Genomic DNA, 18,154 nt, shown 5'->3' with positions numbered 1-18,154 from the left:
CTCCTCGCGTCAGCCCATTACCATAAAGCGTGGAACCGATGCGCCTATCGCGTCCAGAGCGCCAGCCCCTCATCATCGAGATAGTCGACGCGGACCGATGTCGGCTTGCCGCCCGGGCCTTCAAACCGCACCGAGGAGAGCGATCCCCAGGGCGCATTCTCGCTGCGCGGCGCGATGGAGAACACGTCGCCATCCCAGTGCGTCATCTTCATCGCCACTGCCGCCGGACCGAGCGTCAGCACGAGGCCCCCCTCCCCCAGCGAAATCGTCGCCGGGCCGAAATAGGCGCTCTCATAGGTGCCGACATAGTCCGCCAGAGGGCGCGCCGGCTTGGGAGCGGCCGGCGCGGTCTGGCCGACGAGGTCGCCCTCCGGATTGTAATACTGCATCAGCAGCGGGTGCATGACCGCGTACCAGTCGCGGGTGACCTCCCCGAACAGCACGATGTCGAGGAAATGGCCGGCAATGGCCTCGGCGGCGCCGACCGGCCCGGCATTGGTCAGCACGATGATGCCGATATCGGCGGAGGGCACCATCTGCACATTGGTGGCGGCGCCGGTGGTGAAAGCCCCGGAATGGCTCATGGCGGGGCGGCCATCGGCATTTACCGAGACATTGAAGCCGAAGCCGTAGAAGCCCGAGCGCCCGGCGATCGTCCGGGCGGGAGAGCTGAACGCCTGCGGGCGCAGGGCCGGCAGCATCGCGGCGGGCGCGATCAGCGTCTGCCCGTCCTGCGTGCCATTGGCCAGCAGCAGCTTCACCCACGCGGCGAGGTCGACGACGTTGGAGGTCACGCCGCCGGCGGGCGATTGCTGGTCCGGGTCCCGCTGGTAGCGGGCGACGAAACGACCGTCCACCAGCGCGTGCAGGGTGGCCCGGTTGTCCCGCTTCAGGAAATCCGCATAGAGCGAACTGGTGGACTTCATGCCGAGCGGGCGATACAGCGCCTGCTGCGCCAATTCATGCCACGGCGTGCCGGCCGCTGCCGCGACAGCCTCCGCCGCCGTGGTGAAGCCGAAATTCGAGTAGTTGAAGCTGGTCCGGAACGCCACCAGCGGCAACATCCGCAGCCTTTGCAGGATGGTGTCGCGGTCGAAGCCGATATCCTCCAGCGTGTCGCCCGCTGCGTGGGGAAGGCCGGAGCGGTGGGAAAAATAGTCGCCGATCGTGCCATTGGCGGTGACATAGGCGTCGGCCACGGCGAAGCCGGGCAGGTGCTTCACCACCGGGTCGTCCCAATTCACCTTGCCCGCCGTCACCTGCGTGGCGGCGATGGTGGCGGCGATCGGCTTCGACATGGAGGCGATCTGGAACACCGTGGCGGTGTCGATGGCGGCCTCCTTGCCGAGCTCGCGGACGCCGAAGCCGCGCGCGAACACGGTTTTGCCGCCATGCACTACGGCGACGGCAACGCCGGGGACGCCGCTGCGCTTCATCACGCTTTCTACCGCCGCCGGCAGGTCTGCCAGCGCCCTGTCGATCCCGCCCTCCGGCAGCGACACCACGTCGTCAGGGGGAATGGCGCCGAAGGTCAGCGGAACGGTCTGGGCCCGCACCGGCGCGGACATGACCGTGCCGACGAGCAGGGCCGTGGTGAGGGTGAGCCAGCTGAACGACCTGCGCTCGACGCGTCTCGCCATGGTCGATGTCTCCGGAACGGCGGGCTGCGCGAGGCCGCATGAGGGTGAGTTGGCGGCCGGCTGCGCCCGCACATCGCCACGGGCCATGCGTCCGCGCCGATGGCTTTCGCGAACCTATCGCGCCGGGCGCGCGTGCCGCAATCGTCGGTTCGTCTCACCGCTCGGCACCCGGTCCCAACAATCCCGCCGGCTTCGGGCTGCCCGCGGCGGGCCTGGCTTTAGAAGGCGAGGAGGTTGTCGCGCAAATGCTGGTGCTCATAAGCCCGGCGCATCAGCCCGCGCCGTTGCAGAGCCGGCACCAGCCCGTCGGTGATGGTGGCGATGGAGCGGCGGCTGACATCGGGCAACACGATGAGGAAGCCGTCGCCGCCGATCTCTTTCATGATCTCGCCCATCTGCGCGGCCGCGCTGTCCGGGGTCCCCACCACATCCACGCAATAGCCGGAGCCGTAATGCGCGACGATGGCCTCGCGCAGGGTCCGCTTGCCCGCCCGTACCAGGAAGGCCTGTAGCGTGGACTGGGTGCCGTTGGTGGTCAGCTCACCCACCGGCGCGTCGAGATCGAACTGCGAGAAGTCGATATTGGTGGCCCAGCCGAGCCGGGCGAGGCGGGCGGGAATGCTCTCGGCGGTCTGCATCTTGCGCTGCTCGGCAAACCAGCGCGCCTGGTCCTCGGTCTCGGCGATGATCGGCGAAAGCAGGAACAGCAGCTTGCAGCTGTCCGGATCGCGCCCCATCGCCGCCATCTGGGCGCGGACCTCCTCGCGGTAGCGCTTCATGTTCTCGACCCCCGAGGGCGCCGCGACGATGGTGTCGGCATGGGCGGCGGCAAAGGCACGCCCTGTCGCGGAGCCCCCGGCCTGGGCGATGACCGGCCGGCCCTGCGGGCAGGGGCCGGTGTTCAGCGGCCCGCGCGAGGCATAGTATTTGCCGGAATAGTCGATGGTGTGGACCTTGGCGGGATCGACCAGCACGCCGCTCGCGTGATCGTCGATGATCGCCCCCGGCTCCCAGGACTGCCAGAGCTGCTTGACGATGGTCGCGTATTCCTCGGCCATGGCATAGCGCTCGTCATGGTCGGCCATGCCTTCCAGCCCGAAATTCTGCGCGGCGAGATCGTTGAACCCGGTCACCAGGTTCCAGCCGGCGCGGCCGCCGGAAATCTGGTCGAGCGAGCCGATGATGCGGGCGGTCAGATACGGATGGTAGGCGAAGGTCGAGAGCGTCGGCACGATGCCAAGCCGCTTGGTGGCGGCGGCCAACAGGGTGGCGACGACGGAAGGCTCCTGGCGCGGCACGCAGATGCCGTTCCTGAGGAAGATGTCGCGCGAATTCTGCCAGTTCTCGCCGATGAAAATCGAATCCTCGATGAGGAGATAGTCGAAGCAGGCGCGCTCGATGGAGCGGGCGAGATCCATGAACAGATCCGCGCTCATCCACTCGCTGCCGATATTTCCCGTCCACGGCTCGCCCCAGGCTTGCGCGCTGGAGCCCTGAAGAAACCAGGCCATGTGGAAAGGAGATGCCATGACGACCCCTCTGCTTCGGGACAAGCCTCCGGCAGCGGGCTGTCCGAAAACAACCGAAGCCGCCAGGAGCGTGAAACTCAGATTTTCGTACGATGGCAGCTGCTTAAAATATCTACCCACAAAGGGTTATGTCGCCGCCCGCCTCAGGCGCGAATGGCGCCCACGCCCTCGATCTCGATTTCCAGCCCGGTCAGCCCGAGGCGCGAAAGCGGCACGAAGGTCAGCGCCGGCAGCCCGTTGCTGAAAAAGGGGGCGAGGGCGTCGAGCACGCAGGCGATGTCTGCGTCCTCGCCGGCAGTGGCGATGAAGACCGTCACCTTGGCGAGGTCGTCAATGCCAGCACCGAAGCCGCCGAGGATGCGGCCGATGCATTCCATCGTGTTGCGCGCCTGCGCGCCGAGATCACCGGGGAACACCGCCTCACCTTTCGGCGTGGCGGAAATCTGGCCGCCGAGGATCAGCAGGTCGTTGATCTTCAACCCCTGCTCGAACGAGACCGGGATCGGCCAGTCCCAGGTGCCTTCCGGCCAACTGGTGTCGCGATGCGCCGCCGTGCCGTCCGGCGCGACGAGGCCGATGGCTTCCTGGCGCAGCAGCACGTCGCCGGGATAGGGGCCGGGCACCGGCACGCCGGTGGCGCCGGGGCCGGGCTTGCGGAACGCATCGGAGCGCACGCGGGCCGCCATCGCCCAGTCTTCCGTGGTGCCGTGGCCGACATAATAGGTGTTCAGCTTGGCGACGCAGGAGAGATCGGCACCCACTTCGTTCAACGCCTCGCCGATATGGCCGATGGTGGCTTTTGCCTGCCCGACGATGTCGCCGCCATGCAGCGTCTGCCCCTGCGCATCCCGCGCCATCTGCGCGCCGACGAAAACGAGGTCGCCGCAGCGAAGCGCACGGCTAAAGCCGGCGGCGTCGACAGACACGGCCTCACGCTGGCCATGCCGCACGCCCTCGGGGTGCAGCGCGATGGCCTCGATCTGCACCAGAGCACCGGCGACGAGGACATGCAGCGGGATCGCGGTGACGACCGGCGGCGGTTCGGCGGGAAAAGCGGCCCGCAGGCGCGCGAGGATCGTCGCCTCGTGGGTAATCAGTGCGCGGTGGTAGAAAATGCCGAGCTTCACCACATCGCCTGGCCCGGCGCCGGCATCGGCCAGCGCAGCGATGATCTTCGCCACCGCCTGGTCGATCTGGGCGTCGAGACCGTCCTGCGGATTTCCCAATTGTGCCGACAGGAAAACGATGTCCTGTGCCCGGCCATGGGCGCGCGCATTGAAATCGGAAGGCGAACGGTAGGCGGGCGGAGCCATCATGAACTGGACCTCGACACGGGACTGCGGAGGCCGTTCAGCAATGAGCGTGCCAGTGGATGCGCGCGGCGCCGGAGGATCCACCCACCCTGGCGGCCTCAGGCTGGCGCCGTGCCGAGGTGCGCCGCCATCGGTGCGGACTACCCACCTTTGGTTATTGTTCGCCTCCCCGCGCGCGATTGAACTGGCGGCACATTCCGCACGCCGGCACGGGCTGCCGGACGGCGCGGCCGCACCAAGGCAGGGAACCGCATCATGAAATTGGCGATGAAACTTACGGCGCTGGCGACATTGGCGATGCTCTCCGCTGTGGCGGGCGCGCGGGCCGATTGTCTCGCCGACATCAAGAAGGCCGGCGTCATCACCGCCGGCAATGGCCTGTTGGGGACCAAGCCCTTCGTCTGGAAGAACGAGGACGGCACCTATGGCGGCATGGAATGGGAGATCTTCCAGGAGGTCGGCAAGCGCATCGGCGTGCCCAAGCAGGATTATGTGATCACCGAGTGGACCTCGCTCATCCCCGGGCTGAAGGTGGGCCGCTGGGACATCATCCTGTCCGGCATGGCCGCGACGCAGGAGCGCATCCAGGGCGCCGGCATCTCCTTCTCCAACCCCTATTTCCTGCTCTACGACTACGTCATCGTGACCAAGGATTCGCCGATCAAGACCTTCGACGACCTGAAGGGCAAGACCCTGGCCTCGACGCTCGGCACCATGGATTCGCTCAACGCGCATGTCCTCGTCGAGGCTGGCAAGGCCGGCAAGGTGCTGGACTTCAACGATTTCGGCGCGCCGTTCTCGGCGCTGCGCAACGGCCAGGCCGATGCGGTGGTGATGGACCAGGCGACGCTGCTGGCGCAGCAGGAATCGCTGGGGGACCTGCGCTCGCTGGGCGAGCCGATGTACTACACCTCCAAGCCGGAATGGGCCGAGGCGGAAGCCAAGGCGCCCTACATCCTCGGCGGCACCTCGATCGGCGTGCGCAAGGAATGCCCGGAACTGCTGGCCGCCATCAACGATGCCCTCGTCGCGATGGACGCCGACGGCACGCGCAAGGCCATCCTCACCAAATATGGCGTGTGGGCCCCCCACCAGGAGAAGACGATGAAATAATGGGTCCGGAGACGGCCAGATGTATGAGTTCTTCTTCGTCCTGATCCCCCGGCATTTCCCGTTTCTGCTCGAAGGCGCCCTCGTCACCCTCGAATTGTCGTTCCTCAGCATGGGCTTCGGGCTCGTGCTGGGGCTGGCGACGGCGCTGGGGCGGCTCAGCGGGAAGCGCTGGCTCGACTGGCCGTTGATGACCTATGTCGAGATCTGGCGGGACGTGCCGCTGATCGTCCAGCTCATGGTGATCTACTTCACCCTGCCGACGATCGGCATCACCCTGTCGGGCTTCTGGGCTGGCGTGCTGGGGCTCAGCCTCAATCTCGGGGCCTATCTGTCCGAAGTGTTTCGCGCCGCGATCATGTCCATCGATCCCGGGCAGCGGGCGGCGGGCATGTCGATCGGCATGTCGAAGCCGATGATCTACCGGCGAATCATCTTCCCCCAGGCCTTCCGCATCGCGATCCCGACCATTGGCGGCTATTTCATCGCGCTGCTGAAGGATTCTTCCCTCGTCTCATTCATCTCGGTCAATGAGCTTCTCCGAAACGGCAACATCATCATCTCAAACACCTTCCGCAACATGGAGGTCTATATGATGGTGGCGATCATCTATTTCATCCTCAGCTTCGCGGCCTCGCGGCTCATCCGCTATCTCGAGCACTCGCTCACCCCGAAATATCTGCGCCGGCAGGGTCGCAAGGCCAAGGCGCTCGCGCCCGAAATCGCGGTGCTGCCATGAGCGAGGCACCGCTGCTCAGCGTGCGCGGGCTGCACAAATCCTTCGGCGCCCTCAACGTGCTCAAGGGCGTCGACCTCACCGTGCGCGCGGGCGAGGTGGCGTTCCTGATCGGCCCCAGCGGCGGCGGCAAGTCGACGCTCATCCGCTGCATAAACTTTCTGGAGACACCGAGCGCGGGCGAGATCACCTTTGACGGCCGCCCCCTCTGCCATGAGGACGGGCGTGTCTTCCATGTCGCGCCCGAGCGCGTGCTGCGGGCGGCACGCAGCGAAATGCCGATGGTGTTCCAGCATTTCAACCTGTTCACCCATCGCACCGTGCTGGAGAACGTCATCGAAGGCCCGATCATGGTGAAGCGGCGCCCCCGCGCGGAGGCGATCGCCGATGCCGAGCGGCTGCTGCGCGAGGTGGGGCTGCACGACAAGTCCGATTTCTATCCCGACCAGCTTTCCGGCGGCCAGAAGCAGCGCGTGGCCATTGCCCGCGCACTCGCCATGCAGCCCAAGCTGATCCTGTTCGACGAGCCGACCTCGGCGCTGGACCCCGAACTGGTGGCCGGCATTCTCGACACCATTCGCGCACTGGCCGACAGCGGCATGACGCTGGTCGTGGTCAGCCACGAAATGTCCTTCGCCCGCAAACTGGCCGATGTCGTCCATTTCATCGCGGAGGGCACGATCATCGAATCGGGGCCGCCGGACAGGATCTTCGACAACCCGCAGAACCCCCGTCTGAGCGGGTTCATCCGCTCCATCCTGCACTGAGGGTCAATCCTCGCGGGGCGCGCTCGTGGCCCCGTCGTGGCCGCCCGGCGCCCGCCTTACTTCCAGGGATTAGACGATGCCAGACCCCTTCCATCTCGGTCTTTTTCTCCAGGGCTCCAGCGTGCAGGCCTGGGGCCAGCCATGGACCGGGCGCATTGCCGAGACATGGATGAAGCCGGAGCTGTTCCTTGATGTGGCGCGCTCGCTGGAGCGGGCCTGCTTCGACTATGTGCTGCTGGAGGACAGCTCCTATATCGGCGAGAGCTTCGCCGGCTCGCGCGCCATCTACCTCAACAACGGCATTTCGGTGCCCCGGCAGGACCCTTCGGTGGTGGCGAGCCTGATGGCGGGAGCGACCCGCCATATCGGCATCGTGCCGACGCTGGCAACCTTCGCCTACCCGCCCTTCCTGCTCGCCCGGCTGGTGGCGACGCTGGACCAGGTGTCGGGCGGGCGCATCGGCTGGAACATGGTCACCGGCAGCTCGGATTTCGCGGCGCGCAATTTCGGCAGCGACACGCTGCCCGAGCACGATCTGCGCTACGACATGGCCGACGAATATATCGACCTCGTCGACCAGCTGTGGAAATCGTGGGATCCGGACGCCTTGGTGGCGGACGCCGGGAGCGGCATGCTGGTCGATCATGAGCGGGTGCGCCATATCGACTTCAAGGGCAAATATTACAGCTCGCGCGGACCGCTGAACTGTGGCCCGGCCCCGCAGGGACGCCCGGTCATCGCCCAGGCCGGCGGCTCGGCGCGCGGGCGGGAGTTCGCCTCAAGACATGCCGACACGATTGTGGCGAGCGTGGTCGGCGCTACCGCGATGCGCGACTATCGCGACGATGTGCGCGCCCGCATGGCGGGCCATGGCCGCGACCCCGACAGTTGCAAGGTGATGTTTCTCGTCACGCCGATCCTCGCCGCCAGCATGGCGGAGGCCCGCGCCATCCAGGCCGAGCGCCGGGCGGCGGAAGCCCGGCAGACCGACCTCAAGATGGCCTTCCTGGGCAAGATCACCAACATCGACTTCACCAAGCTGGATCTCGACGCGCCGATCGGCGAGCTGACCACCAACGGCCACCAGCAGCTGCTCGACGACTTCAAGAAGGCGGCCGGCAACAAGACGCTGCGCCAGGCCATCGTCTCGTTCAACCATGACGGCGATGGCGTGGAACTGCTCGGCTCGCCCGACGATGTCGCGGCGCAGATGGGCGAGGTGATGCAGGAAGTGGGCGGCGACGGATTCCTGTTCTCGCTGCCCAATCTCCACCGCCGCACGCTCGCCGAGATCGAGGACGGGCTCGCCCCGGCCCTGCAGAAGCGCGGGCTGATGCGCAAGGCGTATTCACATGCGCATTTCAGGGACAATCTGCTCGAATTCTGAACGCCGCCTGGGCATTTTTCGGCAGCCGGGCCCCCAGCTCCGCCGCTCCTGCCGGGCAGGCCGCGCCGGTGTGCCGCGCGCTACCGCACCCGCAGACCCGGCGGGGCTGGCCCTGTTCTTGCGTCGCCCTGCCGCCACAGCCGGGAGGATGTCGATGCTAGCGGATGCCGGACAATTGAGCGCTCCAAGCGCCGTAGACCGCGCCCAGAGCGCACGCCTTGCGCTGTCGTCCCGCTCGTTCAGCAGCATTGTCGACCAGCTTGGCACGGACGACTTTCACCGCACCCTGCGGGCCGCGCTTTACGAACTGACCGGGTTCAACAGCTGCATCATCCTGTCCTTCTCCGCCGCCGAGGCGCCCGTCGTGCTGGAGCACTGCTCGACCATCCAGCCCGACCGGTTCCGCCACTGCTACATGAAGGAGGCCTACCGGCTCGACCCGTTCTACACGGCGGCCGTGCAGGGCATGACCATCGGGGTCAGCCGCTGCAAGGAAATCTACGCGCATGACTTCACCAGCAGCGCCTATCACAACACCTATTACAAGGACGTGCCGCTGGTCGACGAGATCGGCATTCTCTGCCCGGTGACCGACCTGCAGACCATCCACATCTCGCTCGGCCGCTGCACCGGATCGCAGCGCTTCGACCAGTCCGTGCTGGAAGACCTCCACGCCGCCGAGCCGCTGCTGGCCTCGCTGGTGCGCAAGCATGCCCTCCTGCGGCCCGACCTCTGCCAGCGCGACCTGAAGGTGCCGACTGGCCAGAGCAAGGACATCGACAGCGCGTGGCTGCGGCGCTTCAACGCCACTCGCCGCGAGATCGAGGTCGCGACGCTGGTGCTGCGCGGCCATACCAACGCCTCCGTCGCCAGCGTGCTCGGCATCTCCGAGGACACGGTGAAAGTCCACCGCAAGCGGCTCTATGTGAAGCTCAACATCTCCTCTCAGGCCGAACTGTTCATGACGTATATGAACAACAGGTCGGCCGACGATTCCGACGGCCCGCTCAACGTGGTCCCACGCAATGGCCGCGGGCATTAGGGGGCGGGTTCGCCCGTTCGGTTTCTCCAGGGCAGGCCGGCGAAAAGCAGATGTCGTGCGTTAAACACATGGTCCTTGGCGGGCTGTTCGAAGCCAATGGCTACCACTCCTCGGCCTGGCTGCTGCCCGGCGCGCAGGACACGGCGCCGACCGACATCGACTATTTCCGGCGCATTCTGCACATCGCCGAAGCCGGGCTGCTGGACTTCTTCTTCCTCGCCGACACGCCCGCCGCGCGCACCGAGAATCTCGAGGCCTGGACGCGCGGGCCGCTCTACATGAACATGCTGGAGCCCATCACCCTGCTCTCCGCCATTGCAGGATCGACCTCTCATATCGGGCTCGGGGCCACCGCCTCCACCAGCTTCTACGAGCCCTACAACGTCGCCCGCCTGTTCGCCTCGCTCGACCATATCAGCCATGGCCGGGCGGCGTGGAACGTCGTGACCTCGGCCAATGATTTCGCGGCGCGCAATTTCGGCCTCGACAAGCTGCCGCCGCACGACCGGCGCTACGCGCGGGCGCGGGAGTTCTTCCAGGTGGTGCGCGGGCTGTGGGACACCTGGGAGGACGACGCCTTCATCTATGACAAGGCGAACGCCCGCATGTTCGAGCCGTCGAAGTTCCACGTGCTCGACCATGAGGGCGAGTTCTTCCGGGTGAAGGGCGGGCTGAACATGGCACGCCCGCCGCAGGGCAGACCGGTGATCTTCCAGGCCGGCGCGTCCGAGACCGGCAAGGCCTTCGCGGCCGAGACGGCGGAAGTGGTGTTCGGCACCGGGACGACGACGCAGGAGGCCGTCGCCTTCTACCGCGACCTCAAGGGCCGCATGCCGGCCTTCGGGCGCCACCCGGACGAGCTGAAAATCCTCTCCGGCGTTTCCATCGTGGTCGGCGACAATGAGCAGCACGCGCGGGAGAAATGGGCGTATTGGCAGGAGAACGTCCACATCGACATCGGCCTGCTCTATCTCAAGACCGACCTCGAGACCGACCTCTCGGACCTGCCGCTGGACGAGCCGGTGCCGGCGCATCGGGTACCCGCCTCGTCGAACCACCATCAGGTGTATTTCGAGGAGATCGTCGGCCTCATCAAAGAGGGGCTGACGTTGCGCGAGGTTTGCCGGCGCTACAACCGAAGCAAGGCGATCTTCTTCGGCGATGCTGTCGCCATAGCCGATCAGATGCAGGCCTGGGTCGAGGCCGGCGCCTCCGACGGGTTCATGATCGCCTTCCCGGTGCTGCCGGACAGCCTCACCGAATTCACCACGCAGGTGGTGCCGGAGTTGCAGCGCCGCGGCCTGTTCCGCACCGCCTATGAGGGCACGACCCTGCGCGACAATCTCGGCCTGAAGCGCCCCGCCAACCGCCATGCCGCGGCGCGGTCGTAAGAGGCTTCATGTCGACTATCGCGACCGAAGGAAGTCGATGAACGCGCGAAGCGGCGGCGGCACCAGCCGCCGATCCGAATAATAGAGGAAAGGCCCGGGGAAACGCGGCCACCAGTCCTGAAGAACCGGTTCCAGCGCGCCGCTTTTCAGGAACGGCGCGATCCAGGCTTCGAAGAGATAGATGACCCCCGTGCCCGCGATCGCCGCCTCGACCGCGAGGTCGATAGCGGGTCCGATGTTGACGAGCAGCGGACCATCGCCCTCGATCATCACGCTCTCTCCTCCCCGCTCGAACTCCCAGGCGGGGGTCGCGCCGCTGGAGAAGCGTCCGCGCAGGCAGGCATGGCCCAGCAGGTCGCTGGGATGGTCGGGCCGGCCTCGGGCGTCCAAATAGCCGGGCGCGGCGGCGCAGGCGAACCGCTGCATACGCGGGCCGATCGGGACGGCGATCATGTCCTGCGCAAGCCGCTCGTCATACCGGATGCCGGCATCAGCTCCGGCGGCCAGTACGTCCACGAAGCCATCCTCCGCGGTGATCTCAAGCCGGATGTGCGGATAAGCCGCCAGAAATGCCGGCACGAGATCGGGCAAGATCAGACGCGCCGCGCTCACCGGCACGTTCAGCCGCAAGGTCCCGGACGGCTCGTCGTCCAACCGCCCGACTCCCGACAGCGCGGCGTCCACCTCACTGAGGGCCGGCTCCAGCCGGGCCATCAGCCGCGCGCCCGCCTCGGTCAGGCTGATGCTTCGCGTCGTCCGATGGAGGAGGCGCGCGCCGAGGCGTGCTTCGAGCCGTCTCACCGCCTCACTGAGAGCCGAGGCGCTTGTGCGCTCGATCCGGGCCGCGTTGCGAAAGCCACTCGCCCGCGCGACCGCGACGAAAGCGTTCAGATCCGCCAGATTGTGCGCCATTGTTCGGTATCCCGCACAGGTCGTTCGAATTGTGGGCGATTATCGCTCGCGGCGGCAAGGTCTATATGTCGTGCATGCCAAGGAGAACGACCATGACAACCCTGACCTATTCCTTCGCGGGCCGTACGGTGAATCGTCTGGGCTATGGCGCCATGCAGCTGGCGGGCCCCGGCGTGTTCGGCCCTCCCCGGGATCGTGACGAAGCTCTCGCCGTCCTGCGCGCCGCCCGCGATGCCGGCGTCAATCACATCGACACCAGCGACTTCTACGGCCCGCACATCACCAACCGGCTAATCCGGGAGGCGCTTCATCCCTACCCCTCGGATTTGCTCCTCGTGACCAAGGTCGGTGCGGTTCGCGGACCGAACGCCGAGTGGCTGCCGGCCTTCTCGCCGCAGGCCCTGGCGGCCGCCGTCCACGACAACCTGCAGAATCTGGGCGTGGATGTGCTGGATGTGGTCAATCTGCGCGCCATGTTCGACGTTCACGGGCCCGCCGAAGGGTCCATCGAAGCGCCGCTGACAGCGCTCGCCGAACTGCAGCAGCAGGGCCTGATCCGGCACATCGGCCTCAGCAACGTAACGCCCACGCAATATGCTGAAGGCGCCGCCATCGTCCCGATCGTCGGCGTGCAGAACCAGTACAATCTGGCCCACAGAGGCGACGACCTTTTCATCGAGCAGCTGGCCGCCAAGGGGGTCGCCTACGTGCCCTTCTTCCCGCTGGGAGGCTTCTCGCCGCTCCAGTCGCACGCGCTGACGCAGGTCGCGGCCGAGCTCGGCGCCACCCCCCTGCAGGTCGCCCTTGCCTGGCTGCTGCGCCGCTCGCCCAACATCCTGCTCATTCCCGGCACCTCCTCGACCGCCCACCTCGCCGAGAACCTCGCGGCAAGCCGCCTCGAAATCCCCGACGCCGCCATGCACGTTCTCGACACCATCGGAGGCCCGGAAATTTCCTAGGCGGCGACGAGAGCGGCAAGGTTCTTCGGCGCGCCCGCGCGTTCCGGTCGCCGCGATCTCGCCCGTGGCCATCAAGACAAACGGTGGAACGACATCCGGGCCGTGCAGCCCGGTCCCACCGCCGACGAACCCGCGCATCATGGTGGGCGCGCGCCGGGGGCGAGGTGAGATGGCTTGAATCCGTCGTGGTGACGTCGGCGCTGAAATCGCGCGTCCGCAAATCGGTCTGGCGTCCGATTTCGCTGCGGCTATGCTGAGTGCGGGTGAGTGGGGTCCGCCCGATGCCTCCCGTTCGGTGTCACCGGCCGGCCGGAATCAGTCGGGAGCGCCGACACGCGCCGGATTTCGACGTACCCTCTGAGTACCAGATCGGAAGATGATGTGACCGGCTCGACTTGCCTGCGACTGTTCTGCCGCGTCCTGATTTTGTGTGCGCTGGTTCTCGGCAGCGCCTCCGCCACCTTCGCCCAGACCGCTCCGCCGGAGGCGGTCGACGAGTCCTTTCCGCTGCGCGCCGCCGACACCTCCAGCCCGCGCGACACGCTGAGCACCTTCATCCGCGACTTTCGCAACAGCGCCGAAGCCTGGCGCGGCGGCAAGAGCCGCGGCGTGATCGACCGCGCGCTGGCACGCGCACGCGACACCATCGATTTCAGCGAGATTCCCGCTCTCGGCTATGGCGCCACGACCCTCATCGACATGGCGCTGCTCAGCGAGGTGCTGGACCGGGTTGAACTCCCGCCCCTGGAGCAGATCCCCGGCGACACTGAACTCGCCGTCGGCAAGGACGAGGAACTAACGCGCTGGGTGATCCCCAATACCAAGCTGGAGATCGTGAAGATCACCGATGGGTCGCGCGCCGGTGAATATCTGTTCTCGAAGGAAACTGTCGCGGACCTTCGCACCTATTACGACCTCGTCCGGCAGGTTCCCTATCAGCCCAACGCTCTCGCAGGCATTTACGAGGATGTGCTGTCGAGCCCCGGCGACTGGGTGCCCGAGAGATATCGCGACAGGCTGCCGAATTGGGCAACCTTCGTCGTCGCCGGCCATGCCGTCTGGCAGTGGATCGCGCTGGCGGCCTTGATCGCCATCGGCCTGCCGCTCGTGCCGATCATCGTTCGGGCCGGCATCAACTGGGATAACGACCGACGCTCCGCCAGCCCATGGCTGCGCTTTGGAACGCCGGTGGCGCTGATCCTGGTTGTCGTCCTGGCCGAGGTGTTTGAAAACCTCGCCGAGAATGTCGTCGGGCTGCTCGAACTGCCCATGGAGGTCATCGGCTTCCTGGTCCTCGCCGTCCAGGGCGTGGGCCTTGCCTGGCTGGTCTTCGTGCTGTCGAACCGTCTTGCCGACGCCATCGGCGGCATGGGGAACGGGTCCGACGGGCGCCTCCATCTCGACGCGGCGATGACGCGGATGCTGTTCCGCCTGATCAGCCTCGTCTTCCTGATCCTCCTGGTCGCGGCCGCCGCCAGCCGGATCGGCATTCCGATCGCGCCACTGGTCGCGGGTCTTGGTGCCGGCGGCCTCGCGATCGCGCTGGCGGTGCGGCCTACGCTGGAGAACATCATTGGCGGGCTGACGCTCTTCGCCGACCGGCCGGTGCGGGTCGGCGACTTCTGCCGCTACGGGGACGATGTCGGCACGGTTGAGCAGATCGGACTGCGCTCCACGCGCATCCGCACCTTGGAGCAGAGCCTGGTCACCGTTCCCAACAGTGAATTCTCGCAAATGCATCTCGACAATTTCTCGGCCCGCCGCACGCGCCTTCTGCAGACCCTGCTGCATATCGGCCATGGCACCACCCCCGAGCAGATGCGCCTCCTGCTCGCCCGGATCCGCGATCTCCTGGGCGCGGATCCGCTGGTGGTGCCCGAGTCCTCCTACGTCCACTTTGTCGGCTATGGGCCTTCCTCGAAGGATATCGAGGTCTTCGCCTATTTGCGCTGCGAGGACGAAAATACCTTCATGGCCGCACGGGAAGGGCTGCTTCTCAGCATCGAGGAAATCGTCCAGAACGCCGAGGCCGGCTTTGCCGTCCGCGGCGGCACGACATAGAACGTCAGGCGAGGTGATAGCGCAGGAGCAGGCACACCGGGTGGTCGGGCTTGCGGCGCAGGACAGAGGGGTCGGCCGGCGCGCCGAACGCCGCCTCGCCCGCGTCGGACGACAGGTTGTCGGACAATTCATCCAGCCGCGCCGCGTCAGTCTCGCGCAGGAGCAGGTCCCTGCGCTGCAGGCGCCCACCGCTGCCGGCGAAGAAGGTGATGCCGTCGAGAGCGATGGCCCTCCCCCGCGTGACATAGGGAAAATCGGTGCGGCGCAGCGTCAGCGACAGGTCGCCGGTGCCGTGAACGAAGGCCGCCCAGTCCATCGCGAAGTCCTGCGGCAGGGCGAGGAGCAGGGCGAGGCCCGCCGTCCCGGCCTCTTCCAGCGCGGCACGCAGCTCGGTCGCGGCCTGCGTCGCCAGCAATTCGCCGCCCTGCCGGGCCGTGTAGCGCAGATGCAGGACCGCATCCGCCAACGACTCGCGATCGAAGGAGGGAAACTCGCGCGGCAGGTCGAGCTGCCAGCTCGACACCACGCCCGCGCCCTCGAAGGGAAGCGGGCTTTCGCCGCGAAAGGTGGGATCGAACAGCCCGGCATCGGCGACGGCGCTGCTGGTGACGATCTGTTCGGAACTGCCGAGATAGTCGACAAAGCGGTTGTCCTCGCCCTGCCGCGCATAGGCGCCGTCGCGTAGCTGGGCCGAGGTGCGGATGGTGCTGCGCTGAAGGGTCAGCGTCGCATGCAGCGGCGTGTACGGGCCCGCCACCGCCGGCAGCGACAGCGCCACCGATCGCAGCCGGCGATGGATATGTACGCCGTCCATATCGAGAAACGCCTCCGGAATGTCGAATCGGCAGCGTCCCGTGGCCCGCAGCGTGAGCAGGGCGGCCGGATCGAGCTGGCGAAGCGACACCTGGCGGGTCAGTTCAAATTCGCGGCGGTTGTTCTCGTCATAGGCCGCCTCCAGCCGCTTGAGATCGAGATGCAGCCCCTCCCCGGCCAACAGACCCCGGCGGCCGGCATTCCAGTAGTCCGGCCGGATGAAGGTGACGTCGTCGATCTCGGCACGCATCAGCTCGTGCTTCACCGTGCGCTCCGCCTTGCGGGCGGTATCGAGGGCGAAACGATAATAGTCGTGGCACAGACGGGACAGTTCGCCCTGCATCCAGCCATAGAGTTCCGCGCTGGAGAATTTGCCGCGCAGAAAGCTGTCGACCTCGCGTGCCTGCTCGATCTGCGTACCGACGACGTCGTACTCCTTGCGTGCGCCCTGTTCGGCGATCAGGGCGCCGACGATCTGGCGACCGATCTGGGCGAGTTCCCGTCCGGCAAGGTTGGCCTGCTGCATCCAGTCATCCGCCCGGCGCTCAAAGCCGGAGAGCTTGCTGGAAACCATGCCCTGGCTTTCCTCGCTGACGGCGTCCATGCCCTTCACCTGCGAATAGAACCGCCCCGCCGAGGACAGGGCGGACCCGCCGAAGATATTGGCGTGGCCGCCCATGCCCCAGAAATGCAGGTCGATCCCCATGTCGGGAATCATCGCCATGACCGCGGAAACGAGATCCGCCATCATCGACTTCTTGCGGATCGCCTGCGCGGCGGGGCCATGGGTGTTGACGTCGGCATTCTCCTTGGCGTTGAGGAACATCACGCCCTTGCCAACCGCGCCGGCCGCCTGGTCGGGTGCGCTTTCGCCGGCCAATTCCAGCGCCGGGTAGTTCTGGAGCGAAACCGGCCGATCATATTCGCTGACCAGCGCCGACAGCGCGCCGTCGAAATTGGCCTCGGTAATCTCGCGCCGCTCGCCGAGCGTGAAGGTGTCCGGCAGCGCCGTCGCGTCGCGGTGCAATCCCAGCTGGCGCAGGGCGTAGTCGTAGCGCTCCAGGGTCGAGGCCCGGCTGCGCAGCAGCGCCTCCGTCGCTTCCTCCGCCTGCTTCCATTGCAGATAGCGGACCTCGCGCGACATTTCCTGCACACGGATTTCCTGCTCCTGCCGCAGCAATGCCAGCGACTCGCCGTCCTGCTTCTCGATCGCCGACAGCAGCGTGCCGCCCAATGAGCGGACCTCGTTTGCCAGTTCGAGCGCCCGCTGGATCATCGCCTGCGCGCGGACGGGGCCGATCGGCTGGTTCAACCCGGCGGTCAGCGCGCCGATATCGATCCCGGCGGCGGCGGCGCGCACCATCATGCCCGGGTCGAGCGGCGGGTCGAACAGCGCGAGGCTGCGGACCACGCCCCTGATGTTCATGCAGTTGCGGATCTTGGTCAGCCGGTCGTCGACCGTGTCCCAATAGGCCAGCAGCTTCTCGTTCTGGGGAATGCAGAAATAGAGCGTCCGGCCGATGCCGAACAACGGCCCGCTCTGCGGCGCCTGCGGCCGCGACGACGGGGCGGACGTGTTGAACGGGAATTTTCCCTCGAGATCGACCAGGGCATTGCCGAGCGCGTCCAGCCCGGCGGCCTTGAGCTCGCGATAATTGCGGGTGCGGACCTGCCCGCGTGCGGGCACACGTTCGGGCCGGGGGCCGAGCAGGTTGGCGGCGAGCACATAACGCTGGCTGGCCTCGTTGATGGTCTCGATCGTGTCCTGCGAAAACAGCTGGTCTCCCCAGGCGATCAGATTGTCGAGGTAGCGCATCACGACGGCGTACTGGTACGCGATCAGCCGGGTGCGGGCGACGCGGTGCGGCTGGAACGGATGGTTGCGAATGGCCTCGTAGCCTTCGAGCACGCGCAACTTCTCATCCAGCTCGGCCTGGCTGCATTCGGGATCGGGCTTGCTGAGCAGGGTGAGGAGTTCGTCCAGCTGGTGGCTGTCGGTTGCCTCGCGAAAGCGCAGGAAGCGCCAGTAGCGCTGCGGCGGCGGGTGCGATGTGTCGGTCGAGGTTGGATCGAAAACGAAGTGGAACCAGCGCATGGCCTCGGCGAAGCGCTGGTTCTTGCTGAGATGCACCGCGATGGTAACAGGCAGGTGGAACAGCAATTCCCAATTATAAACCGAATAGGGGCCGCCCGGCGAAAGGTCGATCTCCTTCTTCGGAAAGGTGCCGTAGGCAACCTGCCGATCCTCGGCCTGCGGCGTATAGGCCGCGGCGAAAAAATCCTCGGCGAGCGCGGCATGAAAATCGGCGTCGAGCAGGCCGGGCAGCGAGCGGCGGTTCAGTTCTTCCACCAGCCGATGGACGAGCGGGTGAAAGAAAGCGTCGAAGGTGTAGGTGAACTCGACATCCGGCCGCGTCACGGTCTCGAAGCGGCGGGCAAGATCGACGAGGCGATAATCGTGGAAGGAATAAGCGGAACTGCTGATCAGCATGGT

Annotated in this window: 13 protein-coding genes; 8 read left to right on the top strand and 5 right to left on the bottom strand. The window is 66.5% G+C overall.

The window, feature by feature from the left end; genetic code table 11:
• Positions 1-44 precede the first annotated feature (44 nt).
• The 3 genes from ACQY76_RS10850 to ACQY76_RS10840 all read right to left on the bottom strand — a co-directional run bounded on the left by ACQY76_RS10850 (position 45) and on the right by ACQY76_RS10840 (position 4,485).
• The gene (locus ACQY76_RS10850; RefSeq protein ID WP_428032879.1) at positions 45-1,640 is read right to left on the bottom strand and encodes a serine hydrolase; all 1,596 of its coding nucleotides are present in this window, start codon (positions 1,638-1,640) and stop codon (positions 45-47) included.
• 218 nt (positions 1,641-1,858) lie between these two features.
• Entirely contained in the window at positions 1,859-3,169 is a 1,311-nt protein-coding gene (locus ACQY76_RS10845; RefSeq protein ID WP_428032878.1) for an NtaA/DmoA family FMN-dependent monooxygenase, read from the bottom strand.
• Positions 3,170-3,312: 143 nt separating this feature from the next.
• Positions 3,313-4,485: a RidA family protein gene (locus tag ACQY76_RS10840; protein WP_428032877.1), complete on the bottom strand. Its 1,173-nt coding sequence runs from the start codon at positions 4,483-4,485 to the stop codon at positions 3,313-3,315.
• A 252-nt stretch (positions 4,486-4,737) separates the two neighbouring features.
• Between ACQY76_RS10840 and ACQY76_RS10835 the strand changes: the two genes are divergently transcribed.
• From ACQY76_RS10835 to ACQY76_RS10810, 6 genes are all read left to right on the top strand, one after another.
• The gene (locus ACQY76_RS10835; protein ID WP_428032876.1) at positions 4,738-5,595 is read left to right on the top strand and encodes a substrate-binding periplasmic protein; all 858 of its coding nucleotides are present in this window, start codon (positions 4,738-4,740) and stop codon (positions 5,593-5,595) included.
• A 19-nt stretch (positions 5,596-5,614) separates the two neighbouring features.
• On the top strand, positions 5,615-6,331 hold the full coding sequence (locus ACQY76_RS10830; protein ID WP_428032875.1) for an amino acid ABC transporter permease: 717 nt from the start codon (positions 5,615-5,617) through the stop codon (positions 6,329-6,331).
• Positions 6,328-7,095, top strand: a complete 768-nt coding sequence (locus ACQY76_RS10825) for an amino acid ABC transporter ATP-binding protein (RefSeq protein ID WP_428032874.1) — start codon at positions 6,328-6,330, stop codon at positions 7,093-7,095. The genes ACQY76_RS10830 and ACQY76_RS10825 overlap by 4 nt, the downstream gene beginning before the upstream one ends.
• A 76-nt stretch (positions 7,096-7,171) precedes the next feature.
• Positions 7,172-8,482: an NtaA/DmoA family FMN-dependent monooxygenase gene (locus ACQY76_RS10820; RefSeq protein ID WP_428032873.1), complete on the top strand. Its 1,311-nt coding sequence runs from the start codon at positions 7,172-7,174 to the stop codon at positions 8,480-8,482.
• Positions 8,483-8,657: 175 nt separating this feature from the next.
• Positions 8,658-9,524 carry a helix-turn-helix transcriptional regulator gene (locus tag ACQY76_RS10815; protein WP_428032872.1) on the top strand — a complete coding sequence of 289 codons (867 nt, stop codon included), beginning with the start codon at positions 8,658-8,660 and terminating at the stop codon, positions 9,522-9,524.
• A gap of 50 nt (positions 9,525-9,574) precedes the next feature.
• Positions 9,575-10,915: an LLM class flavin-dependent oxidoreductase gene (locus tag ACQY76_RS10810; RefSeq protein ID WP_428032871.1), complete on the top strand. Its 1,341-nt coding sequence runs from the start codon at positions 9,575-9,577 to the stop codon at positions 10,913-10,915.
• Positions 10,916-10,930: 15 nt separating this feature from the next.
• On the opposite strand, the gene ACQY76_RS10805 is transcribed toward ACQY76_RS10810, so the two are convergent.
• Positions 10,931-11,827, bottom strand: a complete 897-nt coding sequence (locus ACQY76_RS10805) for a LysR substrate-binding domain-containing protein (protein ID WP_428032870.1) — start codon at positions 11,825-11,827, stop codon at positions 10,931-10,933.
• A gap of 92 nt (positions 11,828-11,919) precedes the next feature.
• Here ACQY76_RS10805 and ACQY76_RS10800 point away from each other — a divergent pair, with 92 nt between their 5' ends.
• Together ACQY76_RS10800 and ACQY76_RS10795 are read left to right on the top strand one after the other, a co-directional pair.
• On the top strand, positions 11,920-12,786 hold the full coding sequence (locus ACQY76_RS10800; protein ID WP_428032869.1) for an aldo/keto reductase family oxidoreductase: 867 nt from the start codon (positions 11,920-11,922) through the stop codon (positions 12,784-12,786).
• Between the two features lie 381 nt (positions 12,787-13,167).
• Positions 13,168-14,847: a mechanosensitive ion channel family protein gene (locus tag ACQY76_RS10795; RefSeq protein ID WP_428032868.1), complete on the top strand. Its 1,680-nt coding sequence runs from the start codon at positions 13,168-13,170 to the stop codon at positions 14,845-14,847.
• A 4-nt stretch (positions 14,848-14,851) separates the two neighbouring features.
• On the opposite strand, the gene ACQY76_RS10790 is transcribed toward ACQY76_RS10795, so the two are convergent.
• Positions 14,852-18,151 carry a hypothetical protein gene (locus tag ACQY76_RS10790; protein ID WP_428032867.1) on the bottom strand — a complete coding sequence of 1,100 codons (3,300 nt, stop codon included), beginning with the start codon at positions 18,149-18,151 and terminating at the stop codon, positions 14,852-14,854.
• Positions 18,152-18,154: the final 3 nt, after the last annotated feature.

Source organism: Ancylobacter sp., assembly GCF_965279025.1.
In the GTDB taxonomy this organism is placed as follows: Bacteria; Pseudomonadota; Alphaproteobacteria; order Rhizobiales; family Xanthobacteraceae; genus Ancylobacter.
Note: the sequence above shows the minus strand (reverse complement) of the source record. Positions and strands in the feature narration are given on the sequence as shown.